The 16825-nt window shown below is 72.2% G+C and carries 17 protein-coding genes; 8 read left to right on the top strand and 9 right to left on the bottom strand.

Annotation, left to right across the window (positions count from 1 at the left end; genetic code table 11):
- Positions 1-167 precede the first annotated feature (167 nt).
- A complete protein-coding gene (locus G3I54_RS23755; protein WP_164616887.1) occupies positions 168-1436 on the bottom strand; it encodes an Ig-like domain-containing protein in 1269 nt (422 codons plus the stop codon).
- Positions 1437-1672: 236 nt separating this feature from the next.
- On the bottom strand, positions 1673-2122 hold the full coding sequence (locus tag G3I54_RS23750; protein WP_239144525.1) for a hypothetical protein: 450 nt from the start codon (positions 2120-2122) through the stop codon (positions 1673-1675).
- Positions 2123-2230: 108 nt separating this feature from the next.
- Here G3I54_RS23750 and G3I54_RS23745 point away from each other — a divergent pair, with 108 nt between their 5' ends.
- Positions 2231-2557 carry a hypothetical protein gene (locus tag G3I54_RS23745; protein ID WP_164616886.1) on the top strand — a complete coding sequence of 109 codons (327 nt, stop codon included), beginning with the start codon at positions 2231-2233 and terminating at the stop codon, positions 2555-2557.
- Positions 2558-2626: 69 nt separating this feature from the next.
- Here G3I54_RS23745 and hutH read toward each other — a convergent pair whose 3' ends face one another.
- Positions 2627-4186 carry a histidine ammonia-lyase gene (gene hutH / locus G3I54_RS23740; RefSeq protein ID WP_164616885.1) on the bottom strand — a complete coding sequence of 520 codons (1560 nt, stop codon included), beginning with the start codon at positions 4184-4186 and terminating at the stop codon, positions 2627-2629.
- A 122-nt stretch (positions 4187-4308) separates the two neighbouring features.
- Here hutH and G3I54_RS23735 point away from each other — a divergent pair, with 122 nt between their 5' ends.
- Positions 4309-5046, top strand: a complete 738-nt coding sequence (locus tag G3I54_RS23735; protein ID WP_164616884.1) for a translation initiation factor IF-2 — start codon at positions 4309-4311, stop codon at positions 5044-5046.
- Positions 5047-5094: 48 nt separating this feature from the next.
- On the opposite strand, the gene G3I54_RS23730 is transcribed toward G3I54_RS23735, so the two are convergent.
- From G3I54_RS23730 to G3I54_RS23715, 4 genes are all read right to left on the bottom strand, one after another.
- Positions 5095-6249, bottom strand: a complete 1155-nt coding sequence (locus G3I54_RS23730) for a diguanylate cyclase (protein WP_164616883.1) — start codon at positions 6247-6249, stop codon at positions 5095-5097.
- A 113-nt stretch (positions 6250-6362) separates the two neighbouring features.
- Entirely contained in the window at positions 6363-7175 is an 813-nt protein-coding gene (locus tag G3I54_RS23725) for an enoyl-CoA hydratase-related protein (RefSeq protein ID WP_137232022.1), read from the bottom strand.
- Between the two features lie 102 nt (positions 7176-7277).
- Complete coding sequence (locus G3I54_RS23720) at positions 7278-8477, bottom strand: adenylate/guanylate cyclase domain-containing protein (RefSeq protein WP_164616882.1); 1200 nt, start codon at positions 8475-8477, stop codon at positions 7278-7280.
- Positions 8478-8655: 178 nt separating this feature from the next.
- Entirely contained in the window at positions 8656-9564 is a 909-nt protein-coding gene (locus G3I54_RS23715; RefSeq protein WP_164616881.1) for a biotin--[acetyl-CoA-carboxylase] ligase, read from the bottom strand.
- Positions 9565-9719: 155 nt separating this feature from the next.
- Between G3I54_RS23715 and G3I54_RS23710 the strand changes: the two genes are divergently transcribed.
- The 4 genes from G3I54_RS23710 (at position 9720) to G3I54_RS23700 (ending at position 12425) form a co-directional block, all read left to right on the top strand.
- Positions 9720-11300: an acyl-CoA carboxylase subunit beta gene (locus G3I54_RS23710; protein WP_030086854.1), complete on the top strand. Its 1581-nt coding sequence runs from the start codon at positions 9720-9722 to the stop codon at positions 11298-11300.
- 29 nt (positions 11301-11329) lie between these two features.
- Complete coding sequence (locus G3I54_RS23705; RefSeq protein ID WP_137232025.1) at positions 11330-11536, top strand: acyl-CoA carboxylase epsilon subunit; 207 nt, start codon at positions 11330-11332, stop codon at positions 11534-11536.
- Between the two features lie 75 nt (positions 11537-11611).
- A complete protein-coding gene (locus tag G3I54_RS40020) occupies positions 11612-11740 on the top strand; it encodes a hypothetical protein (RefSeq protein WP_010058523.1) in 129 nt (42 codons plus the stop codon).
- A gap of 73 nt (positions 11741-11813) precedes the next feature.
- Positions 11814-12425: a nucleoside triphosphate pyrophosphatase gene (locus tag G3I54_RS23700; RefSeq protein WP_203687070.1), complete on the top strand. Its 612-nt coding sequence runs from the start codon at positions 11814-11816 to the stop codon at positions 12423-12425.
- Between the two features lie 23 nt (positions 12426-12448).
- On the opposite strand, the gene G3I54_RS23695 is transcribed toward G3I54_RS23700, so the two are convergent.
- Positions 12449-12886, bottom strand: a complete 438-nt coding sequence (locus tag G3I54_RS23695; protein WP_164616879.1) for a hypothetical protein — start codon at positions 12884-12886, stop codon at positions 12449-12451.
- Between the two features lie 353 nt (positions 12887-13239).
- Here G3I54_RS23695 and G3I54_RS23690 point away from each other — a divergent pair, with 353 nt between their 5' ends.
- Positions 13240-14994 (top strand): biotin carboxylase N-terminal domain-containing protein, encoded by a 1755-nt coding sequence (locus tag G3I54_RS23690; RefSeq protein ID WP_164616878.1) that lies wholly within the window; start codon positions 13240-13242, stop codon positions 14992-14994.
- A gap of 119 nt (positions 14995-15113) precedes the next feature.
- The gene (locus G3I54_RS23685; RefSeq protein ID WP_164616877.1) at positions 15114-15710 is read left to right on the top strand and encodes a TetR/AcrR family transcriptional regulator; all 597 of its coding nucleotides are present in this window, start codon (positions 15114-15116) and stop codon (positions 15708-15710) included.
- Positions 15711-15815: 105 nt separating this feature from the next.
- Here G3I54_RS23685 and G3I54_RS23680 read toward each other — a convergent pair whose 3' ends face one another.
- A complete protein-coding gene (locus G3I54_RS23680) occupies positions 15816-16778 on the bottom strand; it encodes a DeoR/GlpR family DNA-binding transcription regulator (RefSeq protein ID WP_164616876.1) in 963 nt (320 codons plus the stop codon).
- Positions 16779-16825 lie beyond the last annotated feature (47 nt).

Here is a 16825-nt window from a genome sequence, read left to right as displayed (position 1 = left end):
GCGGAGGGCGTCGATTACCTCGGAGGTCATGCCCACTCGAACTGCCTCCCCCAACGCCGAAGGCGGCGGCCCCGGAGTGTTCCGGGGCCGCCGCCTTCGGGCGGGGACGGGGGTGGTGCGAGGGGAAAGCGGGTGGACCGGGCGGGTCCGGTGGATCAGGCCGTGGATCAGGCCTGGGAACCGGCCGTCCACTCGGCCCAGCTCATGTTCCAGCCGTTGAGGCCGTTGTCCGGGGAGATCGTCTTGTCCGGGGAGTTCTTGACGATGACCACGTCGCCGACGATCGAGTTGTCGTAGAACCAGGCGCCGGGCGCGTTCGGGTCGTTCGCACCCTTCACGTCGGCGAGGCCCACGCAGCCGTGGCTGGTGTTGGCGTTGCCGAAGATGCCCTTGCCCCAGTAGTTGCCGTGGATGAAGGTGCCCGACGTGGACAGCCGCATGGCGTGCGGCACGTCCTTGATGTCGTACTCGCCCTTGCCGTCGTCATCGGTGAAGCCGACGGTGGCGCCGTTCATCCGGGTCTCCTTGTGCTTCTCGGAGATCACCATCTGACCGTTGTACGTGGGGTTGTCGGGGGAGCCCGCGGAGATCGGGATCGTCTTGATCGTCTTGCCGTCGCGGGTGACCGTCATCGTCTTGGTCTTCGCGTCGACGGTCGAGACCTGGTTGCGGCCGACCTTGAAGGTCACGGTCTTCTGCTGGACCCCGAAGACGCCGTCCGCGCCCTCGACGCCGTCCAGCGCCAGCTTCAGGGTGACGGTGGAGCCGCCCTGCCAGTAGTCCTGCGGGCGCAGGTCCAGGCGCTGGGAGTTGAACCAGTGGCCGACGACTTCCTGGCCGCTGCTGGAGGTCACGGTGATGCCGTCCTGGACGGCCTTCTTGTCCGTGATCGCCTTGTTGAAGTTGATCGAGACGGGCATCCCGACGCCGACCGTGGAGCCGTCCTCGGGGGTGAAGTTCCCGATGAAGCTGTTGTCGGGCGAGACGGTGGTGAAGGAGCTGTTCTCGTGGGCCTTGCGGCCCTTCGAGTCCTCAGCCGTGGCGTCGATCTTGTACGTGGTGGAGCGCTCCAGCTGGCCCGCGGGCTTCCAGCTGGACCCGTCGGCCGCCAGGGTGCCCTCGACCGGGGTGCCGTCCGCCGTGGTCATGACGACCTCGGTGAGCTTGCCCTTGGCGACGGTGACCTGGGCCGCGTTGTTGATGCTGGCGTTGGTCGCGCCGTTCTTCGGCTTGATCGCTATCTGCGCCTCGGAGGCGTCCTCGGCCGCCGCCTTGTCCACCTCCTGCTGCGACGACTCCGAACTCCCGGCGCTCGTCTTTCCGCCCTTGTCGCCGTCGTCGGTACAGGCCGAAAGCACCAGCACGCCGCCGAGCAGTGCGGACATGGCCATAAGGCCCCTGCGCCGCTTGCTGTCCGTCATCACACGCTTCTCCATCGTTGCCGATTCCCCAAAATCCCCGGACGGGGCCGCCAGGCGGCTATTCCCCGTCAATGTTCCAAGAACACCCGGAAAGGGTGCTCCGTTCCGCATCCACGACAGATGTGGGGAACACCACTCATCGACGCGGCCGCGCGGGCGGTGGTTCCCGCGATCGGGCCCCGGTTTTCCGTCGCCGCACGGCGCGGCCCCGGTCCGCGGGTGAGCGGGGCCGGGGCCGGTGTTCTCACACGTCACACCCGCTGCGCGGGGTCACCGTCCTCGCCGTCGTTCTTCCCATTGTGCGCGACCGCGTCGCCGTACCCCTCCTCGTCGCCCTCGTCCTGTGGCAGGAAGAGGTCCTCGTCGCCGTCGTCCGCGTCGTCCCAGCCCTCCGCGTCGGGGTCGTACTCGATGCTCTCGCTGCTCCAGGAGGCCTGGGCGAGTTCGACCCCGGGCACCTCGCTGACCAGGTCGAAGGGGTCGACCAGTGAGGCGAGGGCCTCTGCACCGTCTGCCCGGACCGTGGCCTCGGCATGCATCCGCTCCTCGGCGGTGTCGGTTCCGGCGACCGCCGCCACGGGATCCCCGTACTCGGCGGCGATGGATTCGAGGGCGGTGCCGGTCAGGGCGTCGAGGTCGGTGACCTCCAGCACCATCTCCACGCGAAGTCGAACAAACCTGGATGTCTCTTCTGTGCTCATAGGCCGGAGCGTAAGGCTCGGCGAGGCCACGACTTTCCACCGACCCGCTGCTTTGCTTAGCATCGGCCCACGGGGCTAACTCATGGTTGTCGCAAGGGGATCGAATCTGTGTCCGTCGCTCGTCGCACACTGCTGACCGCCACCGCCGCAGGCACGCTGCTGGCCGCTCTCTGGTTCGTCCCGTCGGCCAACGCGACCGGGGAGACCGGGGCAAACCACCCGAAGTCCGTCCCGGCCGCCCCCGCCGACCGCGCGGCCGCCGAGCAGGCCGCCGGCGCCCCTGACGACGCCTCGGAGGCGCGCCTCGCCGACACCGGTCCCGGCGCGGACACCACCCCGTATCTCGTCGGCGGCACCGCCCTGTTGGGCCTCGGCACCGCCTTCGTCACCTACTCGGTCCGCCGCTCCGTGGCCGGTACGCGCCCGGCGCTCTGATCCCGTACGCACGAGAGGGCTGCCGCGCCCCCCGGTGCGGCAGCCCTCTTACGTACGTACGGGGGCGGCTCAGGCCAGCGGTCCCGTGACCGGTTCCACCGCAGCGACCAGGCGCCCTTCCCGTACGAACGTGTCGGCGGCGGCCAGGTCCGGCGCGAGGAAGCGGTCCGGGCCCGGGCCCTCCGCGCCGGCGGCCCGCAGCGCGTCCACGGCGGCCTGCGAGGCGGGGGCGGGGGCGAGGCCCTCGGCCGCGCGGATCTCGACGGCGCGGGTGGCGGCGTACAGCTCGACGGCCACGATCCGGGCCAGGTTGTCCACGGCGGTACGGAGCTTGCGCGCGGCGGACCAGCCCATGGAGACGTGGTCCTCCTGCATCGCGGAGGACGGGATCGAGTCGGCCGAGGCCGGGACCGCGAGCCGCTTCATCTCGCTGACCAGGGCGGCCTGCGTGTACTGGGCGATCATCAGGCCCGAGTCGACCCCGGCGTCGTCCGCGAGGAACGGCGGCAGGCCGTGCGAGCGGTTCTTGTCGAGCAGCCGGTCGGTGCGGCGTTCGCAGATCGAGCCGAGGTCGGCGGCGACGATCGCGAGGAAGTCCAGGACGTACGCGACGGGCGCCCCGTGGAAGTTGCCGTTGGACTCGACCCGGCCGTCGGGAAGGACCACGGGATTGTCGACGGACGAGGCCAGTTCGCGGCCCGCGACGACGGCCGCGTAGTCGAGGGTGTCGCGGCCCGCGCCGTTGACCTGGGGGGCGCAGCGCACCGAGTAGGCGTCCTGGACCCGGGGCGCGTCGCCTGTGACGTCGGCGTGCCGCCCCGTCAGGCCCGAACCCGCCAGCACGCGCAGCATGTTGTCCGCGCTGACGCCCTGGCCGGGGTGCGGGCGGATGGCGTGCAGCTCGGGGGCGAGGACCTTGTCCGTGCCGAGCAGCGCCTCCAGGGAGAGGGCGGCGGTGATGTCGGCCGAGGTGTAGAGGTTACGCAGGTCGGCGAGGGCCATGACCAGCATGCCGAGCATGCCGTCGGTACCGTTCAGGAGGGCCAGGCCCTCCTTCTCGCGGAGCTCGACCGGGGCGATGCCGTGCGCGGCGAGCAGCTCGCCCGCCGGGCGGACCGTGCCGTCGGGGCCCTCCGCGTCGCCCTCGCCCATCAGGGTGAGCGCGCAGTGCGAGAGCGGGGCGAGGTCGCCGGAGCAGCCGAGCGAGCCGTACTCGTGGACGACGGGCGTGATGCCCGCGTTCAGCACGTCGGCCATGGTCTGGGCGACCTCGGGGCGTACGCCGGTGTGACCGGAGGCGACCGTCTTCAGCCGGAGGAACATCAGCGCGCGGACCACCTCGCGCTCGACGCGGGGGCCCATACCGGCCGCGTGCGAGCGGACAATGTTGCGCTGGAGCTGCGCACGCAGCTCGGGGCTGATGTGGCGGCTGGCGAGCGCGCCGAAGCCGGTGGAGACGCCGTAGACCGGCTCGGGCTTGGCGGCGAGCGCGTCCACGATGAGACGGGCGGCGGCCAGCGCTTCCACGGCGGCGGCGGAGAGCTCGACCCGGGCGCCGTGGCGGGCCACGGCGACGACGTCCTCGGCGGTGGTTCCGGACGTCCCCACCACAACAGTGTGCATATCCATATTCAGCAGCGTACGGACTGAAACCCTTCATGTCACTAGTGGTACCGCGCCGGACCCCTTACGGCACCGGCCGGGCACGGAGGCGGCTTGCCCGCCGCGCGCGCTGCCGGAATCCCGCACGCGTGCGCCGACTCCTGCTGCTCGCCCCGTTGTTGCTGTTCACCGTCTCCGGCTGCGGAGTGCTCCAGTCCTCCGAGGGCGAGGCGACGGACGCGGCACGAGATGTGGCCAGGGGTGCGGGCGAGCGGCTCCACGGCCAGCGTCCGCGTACGGCGGAGGAGGCCGGGTACGCCGTGTCCCGCGTCGACGGGGTGGAGGTGCTGCGGGTGAAGGGCGCCTCGGCCCACGACGGGGACGGCATCGAGGTGACCGTCCGCACGTCCGGCTCGGCGTACAACGAGATGTTCGACCCCGATCCGGTCACGGTGCGGCGCTGTTTCGCGATACGGGTGTCGCCGAAGTCGAAGTGGCGCGAGGATCCGCGCGACGTGGACTGCCCGGACGGCCCCCGGCTCACCTTCGCCCCGCCGCCCGAACCGCCCCGGCTGCCGTACGAGGAGCTCCGCGCGAAGCTGCCCCGGGTGCCGGAGGGCGGCCGGGTGGACGAGGCCGAGGTCCGCCGGGCGGTCGCCGCGCTGGACCTGGACGCGGCGATCCGTACCGAGGTGGAGGCCGACGCCGACCGGGTCGGCGTCCTCCTGTCGGTGAAGGGCGACGGCCACGACCCGCAGGACTGCCTCCTCGGCCATGTGCGGCCCGGCGCCACCGAGGTGTGGACTCCGGCCCGGATCCAGCGGATGCCCGGAGAGGGCGGCTGCACCATCGGCAACGCCCTGACCCCGATGCCGCCGCCGCACTGAGCCCCCGGGCCGTCGCGCCGAGACCGCTGAGCCCGGGGCCGCCGCCGCTCACGGCCTGTTGCCGCGCAGCCTGCGCCGGTCGTGCGCGGACTTCGGCGGGGAGTCCGCGAGCCGGATGACCTCGCCGTCCCGCCCGGCCACCACGGGCCCCGACGAGCGCGCCGCCTTGGCCCGGTACTGGGCGGCGTCCGCGAGCCGGAACAGCCGGCGGGCCGAGCGCACCGGGCCGATCGGATCGCCGGTCGACGCGACCCCGCAGGCGACCCCGTCGCCCAGCTCGATCACCGCCGCCCGGTCGCAGAGCTCGGTGGCCACGCCGACCACCGCGTCCGCCGGGGGGCCGGCCGCGAGCAGGCAGAACTCGTCGCCGCCGAGCCGGGCCGCCAGCGCCTGGGGCAGCATCGCCCCGCACAGCGACAGCACCGAGCCGAAACGTTCCAGCAGGCGGTCGCCGACGGCGTGGCCATGGGTGTCGTTCACCGCCTTGAGGCCGTTGAGGTCGCAGACGACGAGGCTGACGACGGTGTCGTCGACGCGGTGCAGCTCGATGGCCTCGTCGAGCCGGATGTCGACCGCGCGGCGGTTGGCGAGACCGGTCAGCGGGTCGGTGAAAGCCAGTTTGCGGACCTCCTCCAGGCGCTCGGTCTGGGCGATCCCGGAGGCGACGACGGCGGCGAGCACGGTCGCGAAGTCCGCGTCGGCCCGGTCGAAGACGGGCTGCCCGGCCGGCCGCGCCACATACAGCTCGCCCCACGCCCGGCCGTGCAGCACGATCGGCGCGACCACGCAGCAGCCCCGGCCGCGCCGCCGGAGCGCGGCGACCCGCTGGTGGCAGTACGGGCGGGCCCCGCGCGCCGGACCGCCCGCGCCGGGCAGGCCGTCGGCGGTCTCCACCCAGGCGTCGGGCTCGCCGCCGCCGGCCCACCGCTCGTGCAGGAACTCGGTGATCTCCGGGAACTCATGGACCGGATAGGCCTCCTCCTCGGGGAACTCCTCCTCCCCGTCGGCCCGTTGCCCCGCGTTCACCAGCACCCGCAGCCTGCCCCGGTCCCGCTCCCACACGGAGAGCGCGGCGAAACTGCCGCTCAGCGCCTCGCAGGCGCCCAGCGCCGCCGCCCGCCACGAATCACGCGGCGTGTAGGCCGCGGCCATGGTCTGCGCCAGCGAAACCACGGCCCGCAGCCGCACATCGTCACCACCCATTTCTACAGTTTATGTAGATTTGTCCCCTTTTGAATGACTTGATCAGCTTGATGCGTAACTAATTTCAACTATTCCTTCGCCTTGTGCTCACTCTGCGTGAGGCACGCGCGTCGTCACTCGCCGGGCCAGTCGGGGCGCCGCTTCTCGTTGAACGCGGCCACCCCCTCCGCCCGGTCCCCGGAGAAGGCCACCGACCGCCAGGCCGCGTCCTCGACCTCCAGGCCCGCGCGCAGGTCGAGGCCCTGGCCCAGCCGGAGCGCCTTCTTGGCCGCGCGCAGCCCGACCGGCGAGTTGGCGGCGATGCGGCCGCCCAGCGCGAGGGCCTCCTCGCGGTCCCGGCCCGCCTCGACCAGCTCGTCCACCAGGCCCAGCTCGCGCGCCTCGGCCGCCTCGACCCGGCGGGCGCTGAACACCAGCTCGGCGGCGCGCGCCGCACCCACCCGGCGCGGCAGCAGCTGCGTACCGCCGCCGCCCGGGATGACGCCCACCGACACCTCGGGCAGTCCGACCACGGCGGTGGCGTCGGCGACGATCACATCGCAGGCGAGGGCCAGTTCGAAGCCGCCGCCGAGGGCGAAGCCGTGCACGGCGGCGATCACCGGCATCGGCAGCTCCAGGACCCCGGTGTAGGCGGCGCGGGCGGTGGGCCGCTGGCGTACGAGGTCGGCGTCCGTGAAGGAGTTGCGCTCCTTGAGGTCCGCGCCCACGCAGAAGGCCCGGTCGTGGCTGGAGGTGAGGACGGTGGCCCGGACGTCCCGGTCGGCGCCGAGCGCCTCGCAGGCGGCGGCGATGGAGCGGGCCATGTCGGTGGAGACGGCGTTCATGGCCTTGGGCCGGTCGAGGACCAGCTCGGCGACGTGGTCCTGCCCCTCGTGCCGCCGTACGACGACGAACTCCCCGTACCGCTGCTCGGACGTGACGGTCATGGCTGCACCCCTGTCGGTCGACGGCGCCCGTTAACGAGCGTTACCCGGCAGGAATCCTAGACAGGACCGCCGGACCGCCGACAGGTGCGAAGCCGTAACCGCTCAGGAGCCGGTCTTCCCCCGCCGGGCCAGCAGCCACGGCTCGACCACGCCGAGCCCGCGCACCGGGCGCTGCCACATCGGCTGGAGCCCGAAGCGGTACGTGGGCAGCGGCGGCTCGTCGTCGGGCTCGCGGCCCTCCTTCTCGGCGAGCCGGGCCCGTTCGGCGGCGGCCGCGACGGCCTCGGCGGCCTGCGCCTCGGACTCCGGGGCGTCGCCGTGCCGGACCAGCTCCTTGGCGAACGCCCCGTCGACCAGGACGGCGTCCTTCGGAGCTATCGAGGTGAGCCGGCTGGCGAGGTTCACCGTGGTGCCGAAGACATCGCCCATCCGGGTGGTGACCGTGCCGAAGGCGATGCCGACGCGCAGGGCGGGCATCGTCTCGTCCTGGGACATCGCCTCGATCAGCCGGAGCGCTATCTCGGCGGCCGTGCCCGCGTCGTCGGCGGCGAAGAGCACCTCGTCGCCGAGGGTCTTGATGAGCCGGCCGCCGTGCGCGGCGACCAGGTCGGCGGCGGTCGTCTCGAAGGACTCGACCAGCTCGCCGAGCTCCTCCTCCTCCAGGCGCCGGGTCAGCCGGGTGAAGCCGACCAGGTCCGCGAAGCCGACGGCGAGCCGCCGGTCGACCATCTCCTCGTCGTCTGCGGCCTGCACGACCCGGCCGGTGGCGGCGGCCAGCTGGCGCCGCCACACATAGACGAGGAACTCCTGGAGCTCCGGTAGCAGCAGCTCGACCAGCGGATACGTGACCTCGGTGCGGGTCATGCCGGGCTCGGGCGGCTCGGTCAGCCCCTCCAGGAACGAGTCGATCTGCCATTCGGCCAGCCGGGCGGTGGTCTGCCCGGTGGAGCGGGCGACCTGGATCGCCATCGGCTCGCTGAGCAGCCCGGCCTCGACGAGACCGGCGAGCCGCCGCAGGGCGAGCACATCGGCCTCGGTGAGCGCCTTGGCCTGGCCGATGTCGGCGAAGCCCATGGCCCGCCAGAACCGGGAGGCCAGGTCCATGGAGACCCCGGCGGTGCGGGCCGCCTGGAAGGGCGTGTAGCGCCGGTCGGCCCCCAGGATCAGCGCTTCGAGGCGGATGGCGAGGGGGTCGTCGGTCGGTTCCACCGTGTGGTCGACCTCGTGGTGGGGTGTGGCGTGGACCGAGGAGTCCGACCCGGGCTCCTCACCCGCGCCGGACGTCGTGTCGCCGACGGTCACCAGCCGCCTCCTGCCCGTTCCCTGCGCACTGCCCTGCCGATCTGTCGCTGGATCGCCTCAACGATACGGCAGGTGTGCCCCAGCTCACGTCCTTGGTTGCCCGCCGTCGGTGCGTCGCGCGTGACAACTCACGCATACGCGGTATCCGCCGATACGCCCATCGGGGCGGCAACCCGCCTCAGGTCAGGCCGCCCGCCGCGCCCCGCAGATGGACGATGTCCCCGGCCGACACCGGCTGCTGGAGCCCGCCCTCGGTGGACAGGACGAGCCGCCCGTCGCCGTCGATCGCGACCGCCTCGCCGACCAGCGACTTCCCGCCCGGCAGCTCGGCCCGCACGGTCCGGTCCAGGGTCGCGCAGCCCGCCGCGTAGGCGGCCTGGAGCCCGCTCGCGGCCGCGTCGCCGTCGGCCGCCTTCCACCGGCCGTACCAGTCCTCCAGCGAGCGCAGGACGGCGCGCAGCAGGGTCTCGCGGTCGGTGGAGACGGCTCCGGCGAGCGCCAGGGATCCGGCGGTGGGGGCGGGCAGCTCGTCGGCGCGCAGCGAGACGTTGACGCCGAGGCCGACGACGATGCCGTCCCCGGCGAACTCGCCGAGGATGCCGCCGGTCTTGCGCTCCTCCCCCGGTGGGGTCTCCCCTGGACGGAGCTTGTCGGAGCCCTTGGGGATCGTCACGAGCAGATCGTTGGGCCACTTCAGCGACATGTCGACACCCGCCGACTTCGCGAGCCCGGTCGCGGCGGCGACCCCGGCCAGCAACGGCACCCATCCCCACCGCTCCACGGGGATGTCGCCGGGCTCCAGGTACACGGAGAAGAACAGCCCGGAGCGCGGCGGTGCGGTCCAGGTCCGCTCCAGCCGTCCGCGCCCGGCCGTCTGCTCCTCGGCGACCAGTACGGTGCCCTCGCCCGCCGCCCCGGTACGGGCCCGTCCTGCCAGGTCGGTGTTGGTGGACCCGGTGGACTCCACGACCTCCAGCGACGTCCACAGCGCGTCCGGCCGGAGCAGTCCGCGGCGCAGCGCGGTCACGTTGAGGGGCGGCCGGTCCAGGTCCGACCAGCGGTTGTGTGGCGCATCCGGTGGTGTCATGCAACCCAGCCTAGGTGTGGCAAAGGACGCACTGCCTTTCCGGAGGCGCGCCGATACCCTACGAGTCAGTAGCCAGAGCCGGACTGACGGCTGGCCGTCCCCCCGTGACCGGTGCCAGACGTCGTCCCCGTGACCAGGCAGGGAGCCGCCCCCCGATGTCCGAGCCGCTAAGCGACATCCACACCACCGCGGGCAAGCTCGCGGACCTGACACGCCGCATCGACGAAGCGACGCACGCCGGTTCGGCCCGCGCGGTCGAGAAGCAGCACGCCAAGGGCAAGCTGACGGCCCGTGAGCGGGTCGAGCTGCTGCTGGACGAGGGCTCCTTCGTGGAGCTCGACGAGTTCGCCCGGCACCGCTCCACCAATTTCGGCATCGAGAAGAACCGCCCGTACGGGGACGGTGTCGTCACCGGTTACGGCACCGTCGACGGCCGCCCGGTCTGCGTGTACTCGCAGGACTTCACGATCTTCGGCGGTTCGCTCGGCGAGGTCTACGGCGAGAAGATCGTCAAGGTCATGGACTTCGCGCTGAAGACCGGCTGTCCGGTCATCGGCATCAACGACGGCGGCGGCGCGCGGATCCAGGAAGGCGTCGTGGCGCTCGGCCTGTTCGCCGAGATCTTCCGCCGCAATGTGCACGCCTCCGGGGTGATCCCGCAGATCTCGCTGATCGTCGGCCCGTGCGCGGGCGGCGCGGTCTACTCCCCCGCGATCACCGACTTCACGGTGATGGTCGACCAGACCTCGCACATGTTCATCACCGGCCCCGACGTCATCAAGACGGTCACCGGCGAGGACGTCGGCTTCGAGGAGCTGGGCGGCGCCCGTACGCACAACACCACTTCCGGGGTGGCCCACCACATGGCGGGCGACGAGAAGGACGCCATCGAGTACGTCAAGTCGCTGCTGTCGTACCTGCCTTCGAACAACCTCTCCGAGGCCCCGGCCTTCCCGGAGGAGGCGGACCTCGCCACCACCGACGAGGACCGCGAGCTGGACACGCTCATCCCGGACTCGGCGAACCAGCCGTACGACATGCACACCGCGATCGAGCACGTCCTGGACGACGCCGAATTCCTGGAGACCCAGGCCCTGTTCGCGCCGAACATCATCACCGGCTTCGGCCGGGTCGAGGGCCACCCGGTCGGCATCGTCGCCAACCAGCCGATGCAGTTCGCCGGCTGCCTGGACATCAACGCCAGCGAGAAGGCGGCCCGTTTCGTCCGCACCTGCGACGCGTTCAACGTTCCCGTCATCACCTTCGTGGACGTGCCGGGCTTCCTGCCGGGCGTGGACCAGGAGTACGGCGGCATCATCCGGCGCGGCGCGAAGCTGATCTACGCCTACGCGGAAGCGACGGTCCCGCTGATCACCGTCATCACCCGCAAGGCGTTCGGCGGGGCGTACGACGTGATGGGCTCCAAGCACCTGGGCGCCGATCTGAACGTGGCCTGGCCGACCGCGCAGATCGCCGTCATGGGGGCGCAGGGCGCGGTGAACATCCTGCACCGCCGCACCATCGCCGCCGCCGAGGACCCGGACGCGACCCGTGCCGAGCTGATGACGGACTACGAGGACGCGCTGCTCAACCCGTACGTGGCGGCCGAGCGCGGTTACGTCGACGCGGTGATCATGCCGTCCGACACCCGGGCCCACATCGTCAAGGGCCTGCGTCAACTCCGTACGAAGCGGGAATCCCTTCCCCCGAAGAAGCACGGCAACATCCCGCTGTAGCCGTCGGCACTTCCCAGAGAGGCCTGCCCATGATCAAGGTCGTACGGGGCAACCCCACCCCGGAGGAGCTGGCCGCCGCACTGGCGGTGGTCCGGGCGCGCGCCGCGGCGGCGTCCGCCGTGTCGTCCGGCGCGCCGCTGCCGCCCGAGCAGTGGTCCGACCCGGGGCGCATCGCCCGCACGGACCGCCCGCGTCCGGGCCCCCGCGCCTGGGCCCGGACGTACTGGCCGGCCTGAGCGGAACCGGGCGCCGCGGACTCTTGAGTACCCGTACTCAGGCGCGGCGGCGCCCGGCGCAGCAGGATCGGAGGCATGCTGTGGTCCGACCCCGAGAACAAGCCGCCGAAGGAACTGCGCGACGCCCAGGCGATGATGCGCAGAGCGGGCGTCCTGCTGGCGCTGGCGATGCTGGTGGCGATGTTCGTGCTCGGCATCCACTGATACGCGCGCGGCGGCCCCGGCGGTACGCCCACCGGGCCCTGCGGGGTCCACGGCCCTTCCGGCCCCTTCTACGATGGCCCGCATGACTGATCAGCGCCGTCTCGTGCTCGCCTCCGCCTCCCCCGCCCGCCTCGGTCTGCTGCGCCAGGCCGGGTTCGCCCCCGAGGTGATCGTCAGCGGTGTGGACGAGGACGCCCTGAGCGCACCGACCCCCGCCGAGCTGGCGCTCGTCCTGGCCCGGGCCAAGGCCGCCGCGGTCGCGGAGCGCCCCGAGGCGGCGGGCGCCCTGGTCATCGGCTGCGACTCGGTGCTGGAGCTGGACGGCGAGGCGCTCGGCAAGCCGGCCGACGCCGAGGAGGCGACCGCCCGCTGGAAGTCGATGCGCGGCCGGGCGGGAGTGCTGCAGACCGGGCACAGCGTGATCGACACCGCCACCGGCCGTACGGCGTCGGCGACGGCGTCCACGGTCGTACGGTTCGGCGAGCCGAGCGACGCCGAGGTCGCCGCCTACGTGGCCTCGGGCGAACCGCTCCATGTCGCGGGGGCGTTCACTCTGGACGGGCGCTCGGCGCCGTTCGTCGACTCCATCGAGGGCGACCACGGCAATGTCATCGGGCTCTCGCTGCCGCTGCTGCGCCGGCTGCTGGGCGAGCTGGACGTCTCCGTCACGGAGCTGTGGGTCTGAGGCCGAAGCCGCCGGGCGGCGGCTCAGGCCGCCGCCGGGGCCGTCTCCCCGCCCGCCTTGTCGTCGGCCCGGGTCTCGGGCCCGTACGCCAGCAGGGTGAACACCAGCAGGGCCAGCACCAGCATCATGAACGCGAAGGCGCCCCAGCCCACCAGGCCCACGGTGACCGCGCCGAGGACGCCGTGCACGACGGCGCAGCCGATCAGGACGATCCGTCCGGCGCGTCCCGGAGCGCGGTCGCGTATCCCGGCGATCAGCGCTATCAGCCCGCACAGGACCAGCAGCAGTCCGGAGACGCCGCCCATCACCCAGGTGCCGGTGGACATGGCGTCCGGGTCCAGGCCGGCGAGCGACATGTTCTGGTTCTCGGCGACCGTGGCCAGGACGGCATTGATGAGCACGATGCCCACCGCCTCCCCGAACAGCACGAGCGCCGTCACGATCGCCACCGGTCTGCGCATCAGCGTCCCACCCCTGTTACCTCTGGTACGTGCGTAGCGCGGACCCTACTCATGGGTATACCTCCGGACAAGAGGTTGGACGAGCCCGGGCGGCGGGCAAAGAATCCGGCGGCCGTTCGTAGGGAGTCCACAAAGAAACGCCGTGAGGCGTTGACCTTAAGGACAGAGACCTGCACCACACCGGGTGGTTACTGTGCGGTTGAGGATCCCGGCGTACCGTGGTGCCACAAGGGATTTCACTACTGGGGCAAGCCTCGGATCACACTCCGTGTGGGCAAGCTCACCATTGGGGACGGGTCGTACGGCCGTGTCGGTAGTCCCTAAACTCAGCTTGTTTCGAGGAGGGAGTCATCGTGCGCAAGGTGCTCATCGCCAACCGTGGCGAAATCGCTGTCCGCGTTGCTCGGGCGTGCCGGGACGCGGGGATCGCGAGTGTCGCGGTCTACGCCGAACCGGACCGGGACGCTCTGCACGTCCGGGCCGCCGACGAGGCGTTCGCTCTGGGCGGTGACACCCCGGCCGCCAGCTATCTGGACATGGCCAAGGTGCTGCAGGCCGCGGCCGACTCGGGGGCGGACGCGATCCACCCCGGTTACGGATTCCTGTCGGAGAACGCGGAGTTCGCCCAGGCCGTCCTGGACGCCGGGCTGACCTGGATCGGCCCGCCGCCGCAGGCCATCCGCGACCTCGGTGACAAGGTCGCCGCCCGGCACATCGCCCAGCGCGCCGGCGCCCCGCTGGTGGCCGGCACCCCCGACCCGGTCTCCGGGTCCGCGGAGGTCGTCGCGTTCGCCGAGCAGAACGGGCTGCCGATCGCGATCAAGGCGGCCTTCGGCGGCGGCGGGCGCGGACTGAAGGTCGCCCGCACGCTGGAGGAGATCCCGGAGCTGTACGACTCCGCGGTCCGCGAGGCCGTCGCCGCGTTCGGCCGGGGCGAGTGCTTCGTCGAGCGCTACCTCGACAAGCCCCGCCACGTGGAGACCCAGTGCCTGGCCGACTCCCACGGCAACGTGGTCGTCGTCTCCACCCGTGACTGTTCGCTCCAGCGCCGCCACCAGAAGCTGGTGGAGGAGGCCCCGGCCCCCTTCCTGACCCAGGCGCAGAACGACGAGCTGTACGCGGCGTCGAAGGCGATCCTGAAGGAAGCCGGCTACGTCGGCGCGGGCACGGTCGAGTTCCTCGTCGGCGTCGACGGCACGATCTCCTTCCTGGAGGTCAACACCCGCCTCCAGGTCGAGCACCCGGTCACCGAAGAGGTCACCGGCATCGACCTCGTACGCGAGATGTTCCGTATCGCGGACGGCGAGGAGCTGGGCTACGACGACCCGGCGGTGCGGGGTCACTCCTTCGAGTTCCGGATCAACGGCGAGGACCCGGGCCGCGGCTTCCTCCCCGCCCCCGGCACGGTCACCGTGTTCGCCCCGCCGACCGGCCCCGGTGTCCGCCTGGACGCGGGCGTCGAGTCGGGCTCGGTCATCGGCCCGGCGTGGGACTCGCTCCTCGCCAAGCTGATCGTGACCGGTGCGACGCGTGAGCAGGCGCTCCAGCGCGCCGCCCGCGCGCTGGCGGAGTTCCAGGTCGAGGGCATGGCCACCGCGATCCCGTTCCACCGGGCCGTCGTGGCCGACCCCGCCTTCACCGCGGACCCGTTCACCGTGCACACCCGGTGGATCGAGACCGAGTTCGTCAACGACATCAAGCCCTTCGCCGCGCCCGCCGACGCGGACGCGGAGGACGAGGCCGGACGGGAGACCGTCGTCGTCGAGGTCGGCGGCAAGCGCCTGGAGGTCTCGCTGCCGTCCTCGCTGGGCATGTCGCTGGCGCGGACCGGTCTCGCCGCCGGTGCGAAGCCCAAGCGCCGTGCCGCGAAGAAGGCCGGCTCGGCCGCCTCCGGCGACTCGCTCGCCTCGCCCATGCAGGGCACCATCGTCAAGATCGCGGTGGAGGAGGGCCAGGAGGTCAAGGAGGGCGACCTCGTCGTCGTCCTGGAGGCCATGAAGATGGAGCAGCCGCTGAACGCGCACCGCTCCGGGACCGTCAAGGGCCTCACCGCGGAGGTCGGCGCATCCGTCTCCTCCGGCGCCCTGATCTGCGAGATCAAGGACTGACCGCCCAGCACGCTGCGAAGGGGCCCGGCCCGCGTCCTGAGACGCGGGCCGGGCCCCTTCGTCACAGTGGCATCCTGGAACCCACGAAGGTCCTGAGGACCGAGGGAGGGGCGGAAGCCATGGCAGGGGCGATCCCGATGGAGACGAGCACGGCGCAGCCGCCGGCCCGGCCGATGCGCGCGGACGCGCGCCGGAACCACGACCGGTTGGTGGGCGAGGCGCGCAGGTCCTTCGCCGAGCACGGCACGGACGCCTCGCTGGAGGACATCGCCCGGCGGGCGGGCGTGGGCATCGGCACCCTCTACCGGCACTTCCCGAACCGGGACGCCCTGATGAACGCGGTCTTCCAGGACGCCCTGGGCTCACTCCTGGACCGCTCGCGGGAACTGGCGGCGGCGGAGGCCCCGTGCCGGGCGCTGGTGGAGTGGCTGGGCGCGATCGTCACTCATGCGGGTGAGTACCGCGGCCTGGCGCACGGCCTGATGTCCGCCTCGCGCGACGAGACCTCGGCGCTCGTGCAGTGCCATCTGCCGCTGCGGGAGGCGGGCGCGGGGCTGCTGCGCCGGGCCCAGGAGAGCGGGTCGGTGCGGGGCGACGTCTCGATCGACGATCTGCTTCAGCTCACCAACGCGATCGCGTTGGCGGCCGAGCAGTCGCCGGACGACCCGGAGTTGGCGGAGCGGCTGCTGCGGCTGACGCTGCGCGGGCTGAAGTAGCGGGGCCTTTCAGGGCTCCGCCCCGGACCCCGCTCCTCAAACGCCGGAGGGGCTGAAATGCGAGCGGGGGTTCGGGGGGGGGCAGCGCCCCCGACACGGGCAGGCCTACCGCCGCCGCAGGTCAGCCACCCGCGCTCCCCGCTCGCCCGGCACATCCGCCAGGGCGGAGGCGCTGCGCAACTGCGGGCCGAGGCCGCCGTTCTGCGTGCGCCGCTGGCCGGGCAGTGGCATGTCCCGGCGGGGCCGGCTCCCCGGTGGGGGGCCGGCCCCGCCGGACGCGTCCGCATCCGGACCGGCCACCGTGATCTCCACGCCCTGGTCCGCCAGGGACTGGAGCTCGGCGGCGGCCCGCTCGTCGTGGATCGGGGGCTCGTCCGTCACCAGGCGGGTGATCAGCTCCGTGGGCACCGTCTGGAACATGGTGTCCGAGCCGAGCTTGGTGTGGTCCGCCAGGACGACCACCTCGGCGGCGGCCTGCACGAGAGCCCGGTCGACGCTGGCCGAGAGCATGTTGGAGGTGGACAGGCCACGCTCCGCCGTGAGGCCGCTCCCGGAGAGGAAGGCCCGGGAGACCCGCAGCCCCTGGAGGGACTGCTCGGCCCCGCTGCCCACCAGCGCGTAGTTGCTCCCGCGCAGGGTGCCGCCGGTCATGACGACTTCGACCCGGTTGGCGTGGGCCAACGCCTGGGCCACCAACAGGGAGTTGGTGACGACGGTCAGACCGGGGACCCGCGCGAGCCGTCGGGCCAGCTCCTGCGTGGTCGTACCGGCGCCGACCACGATGGCCTCGCCCTCGCCGACGAGACCTGCGGCCAGGTCGGCGATAGCTGTCTTCTCCGCGGTGGAGAGATGGGATTTCTGCGGAAAGCCGGACTCCCGCGTAAAACCGCCCGGCAAGACCGCACCGCCGTGCCGGCGGTCGAGGAGTCCTTCTGCCTCCAGTGCCCGCACGTCCCGCCGTACGGTCACTTCGGAGGTCTGGACGACGCGGGCGAGCTCACGGAGCGATACCGCCCCGTTGGCGCGCACCATTTCGAGGATCAACTGACGACGTTCTGCAGCGAACACGAAACTGACAGTAACCTGGCCGTCGGTGAGTTTTCAGCAGTTTGCGC

This window comes from Streptomyces sp. SID14515 (assembly GCF_010548505.1).
In the GTDB taxonomy this organism is placed as follows: Bacteria; Actinomycetota; Actinomycetes; order Streptomycetales; family Streptomycetaceae; genus Streptomyces; species Streptomyces caviscabies.
Note: the sequence above shows the minus strand (reverse complement) of the source record. Positions and strands in the feature narration are given on the sequence as shown.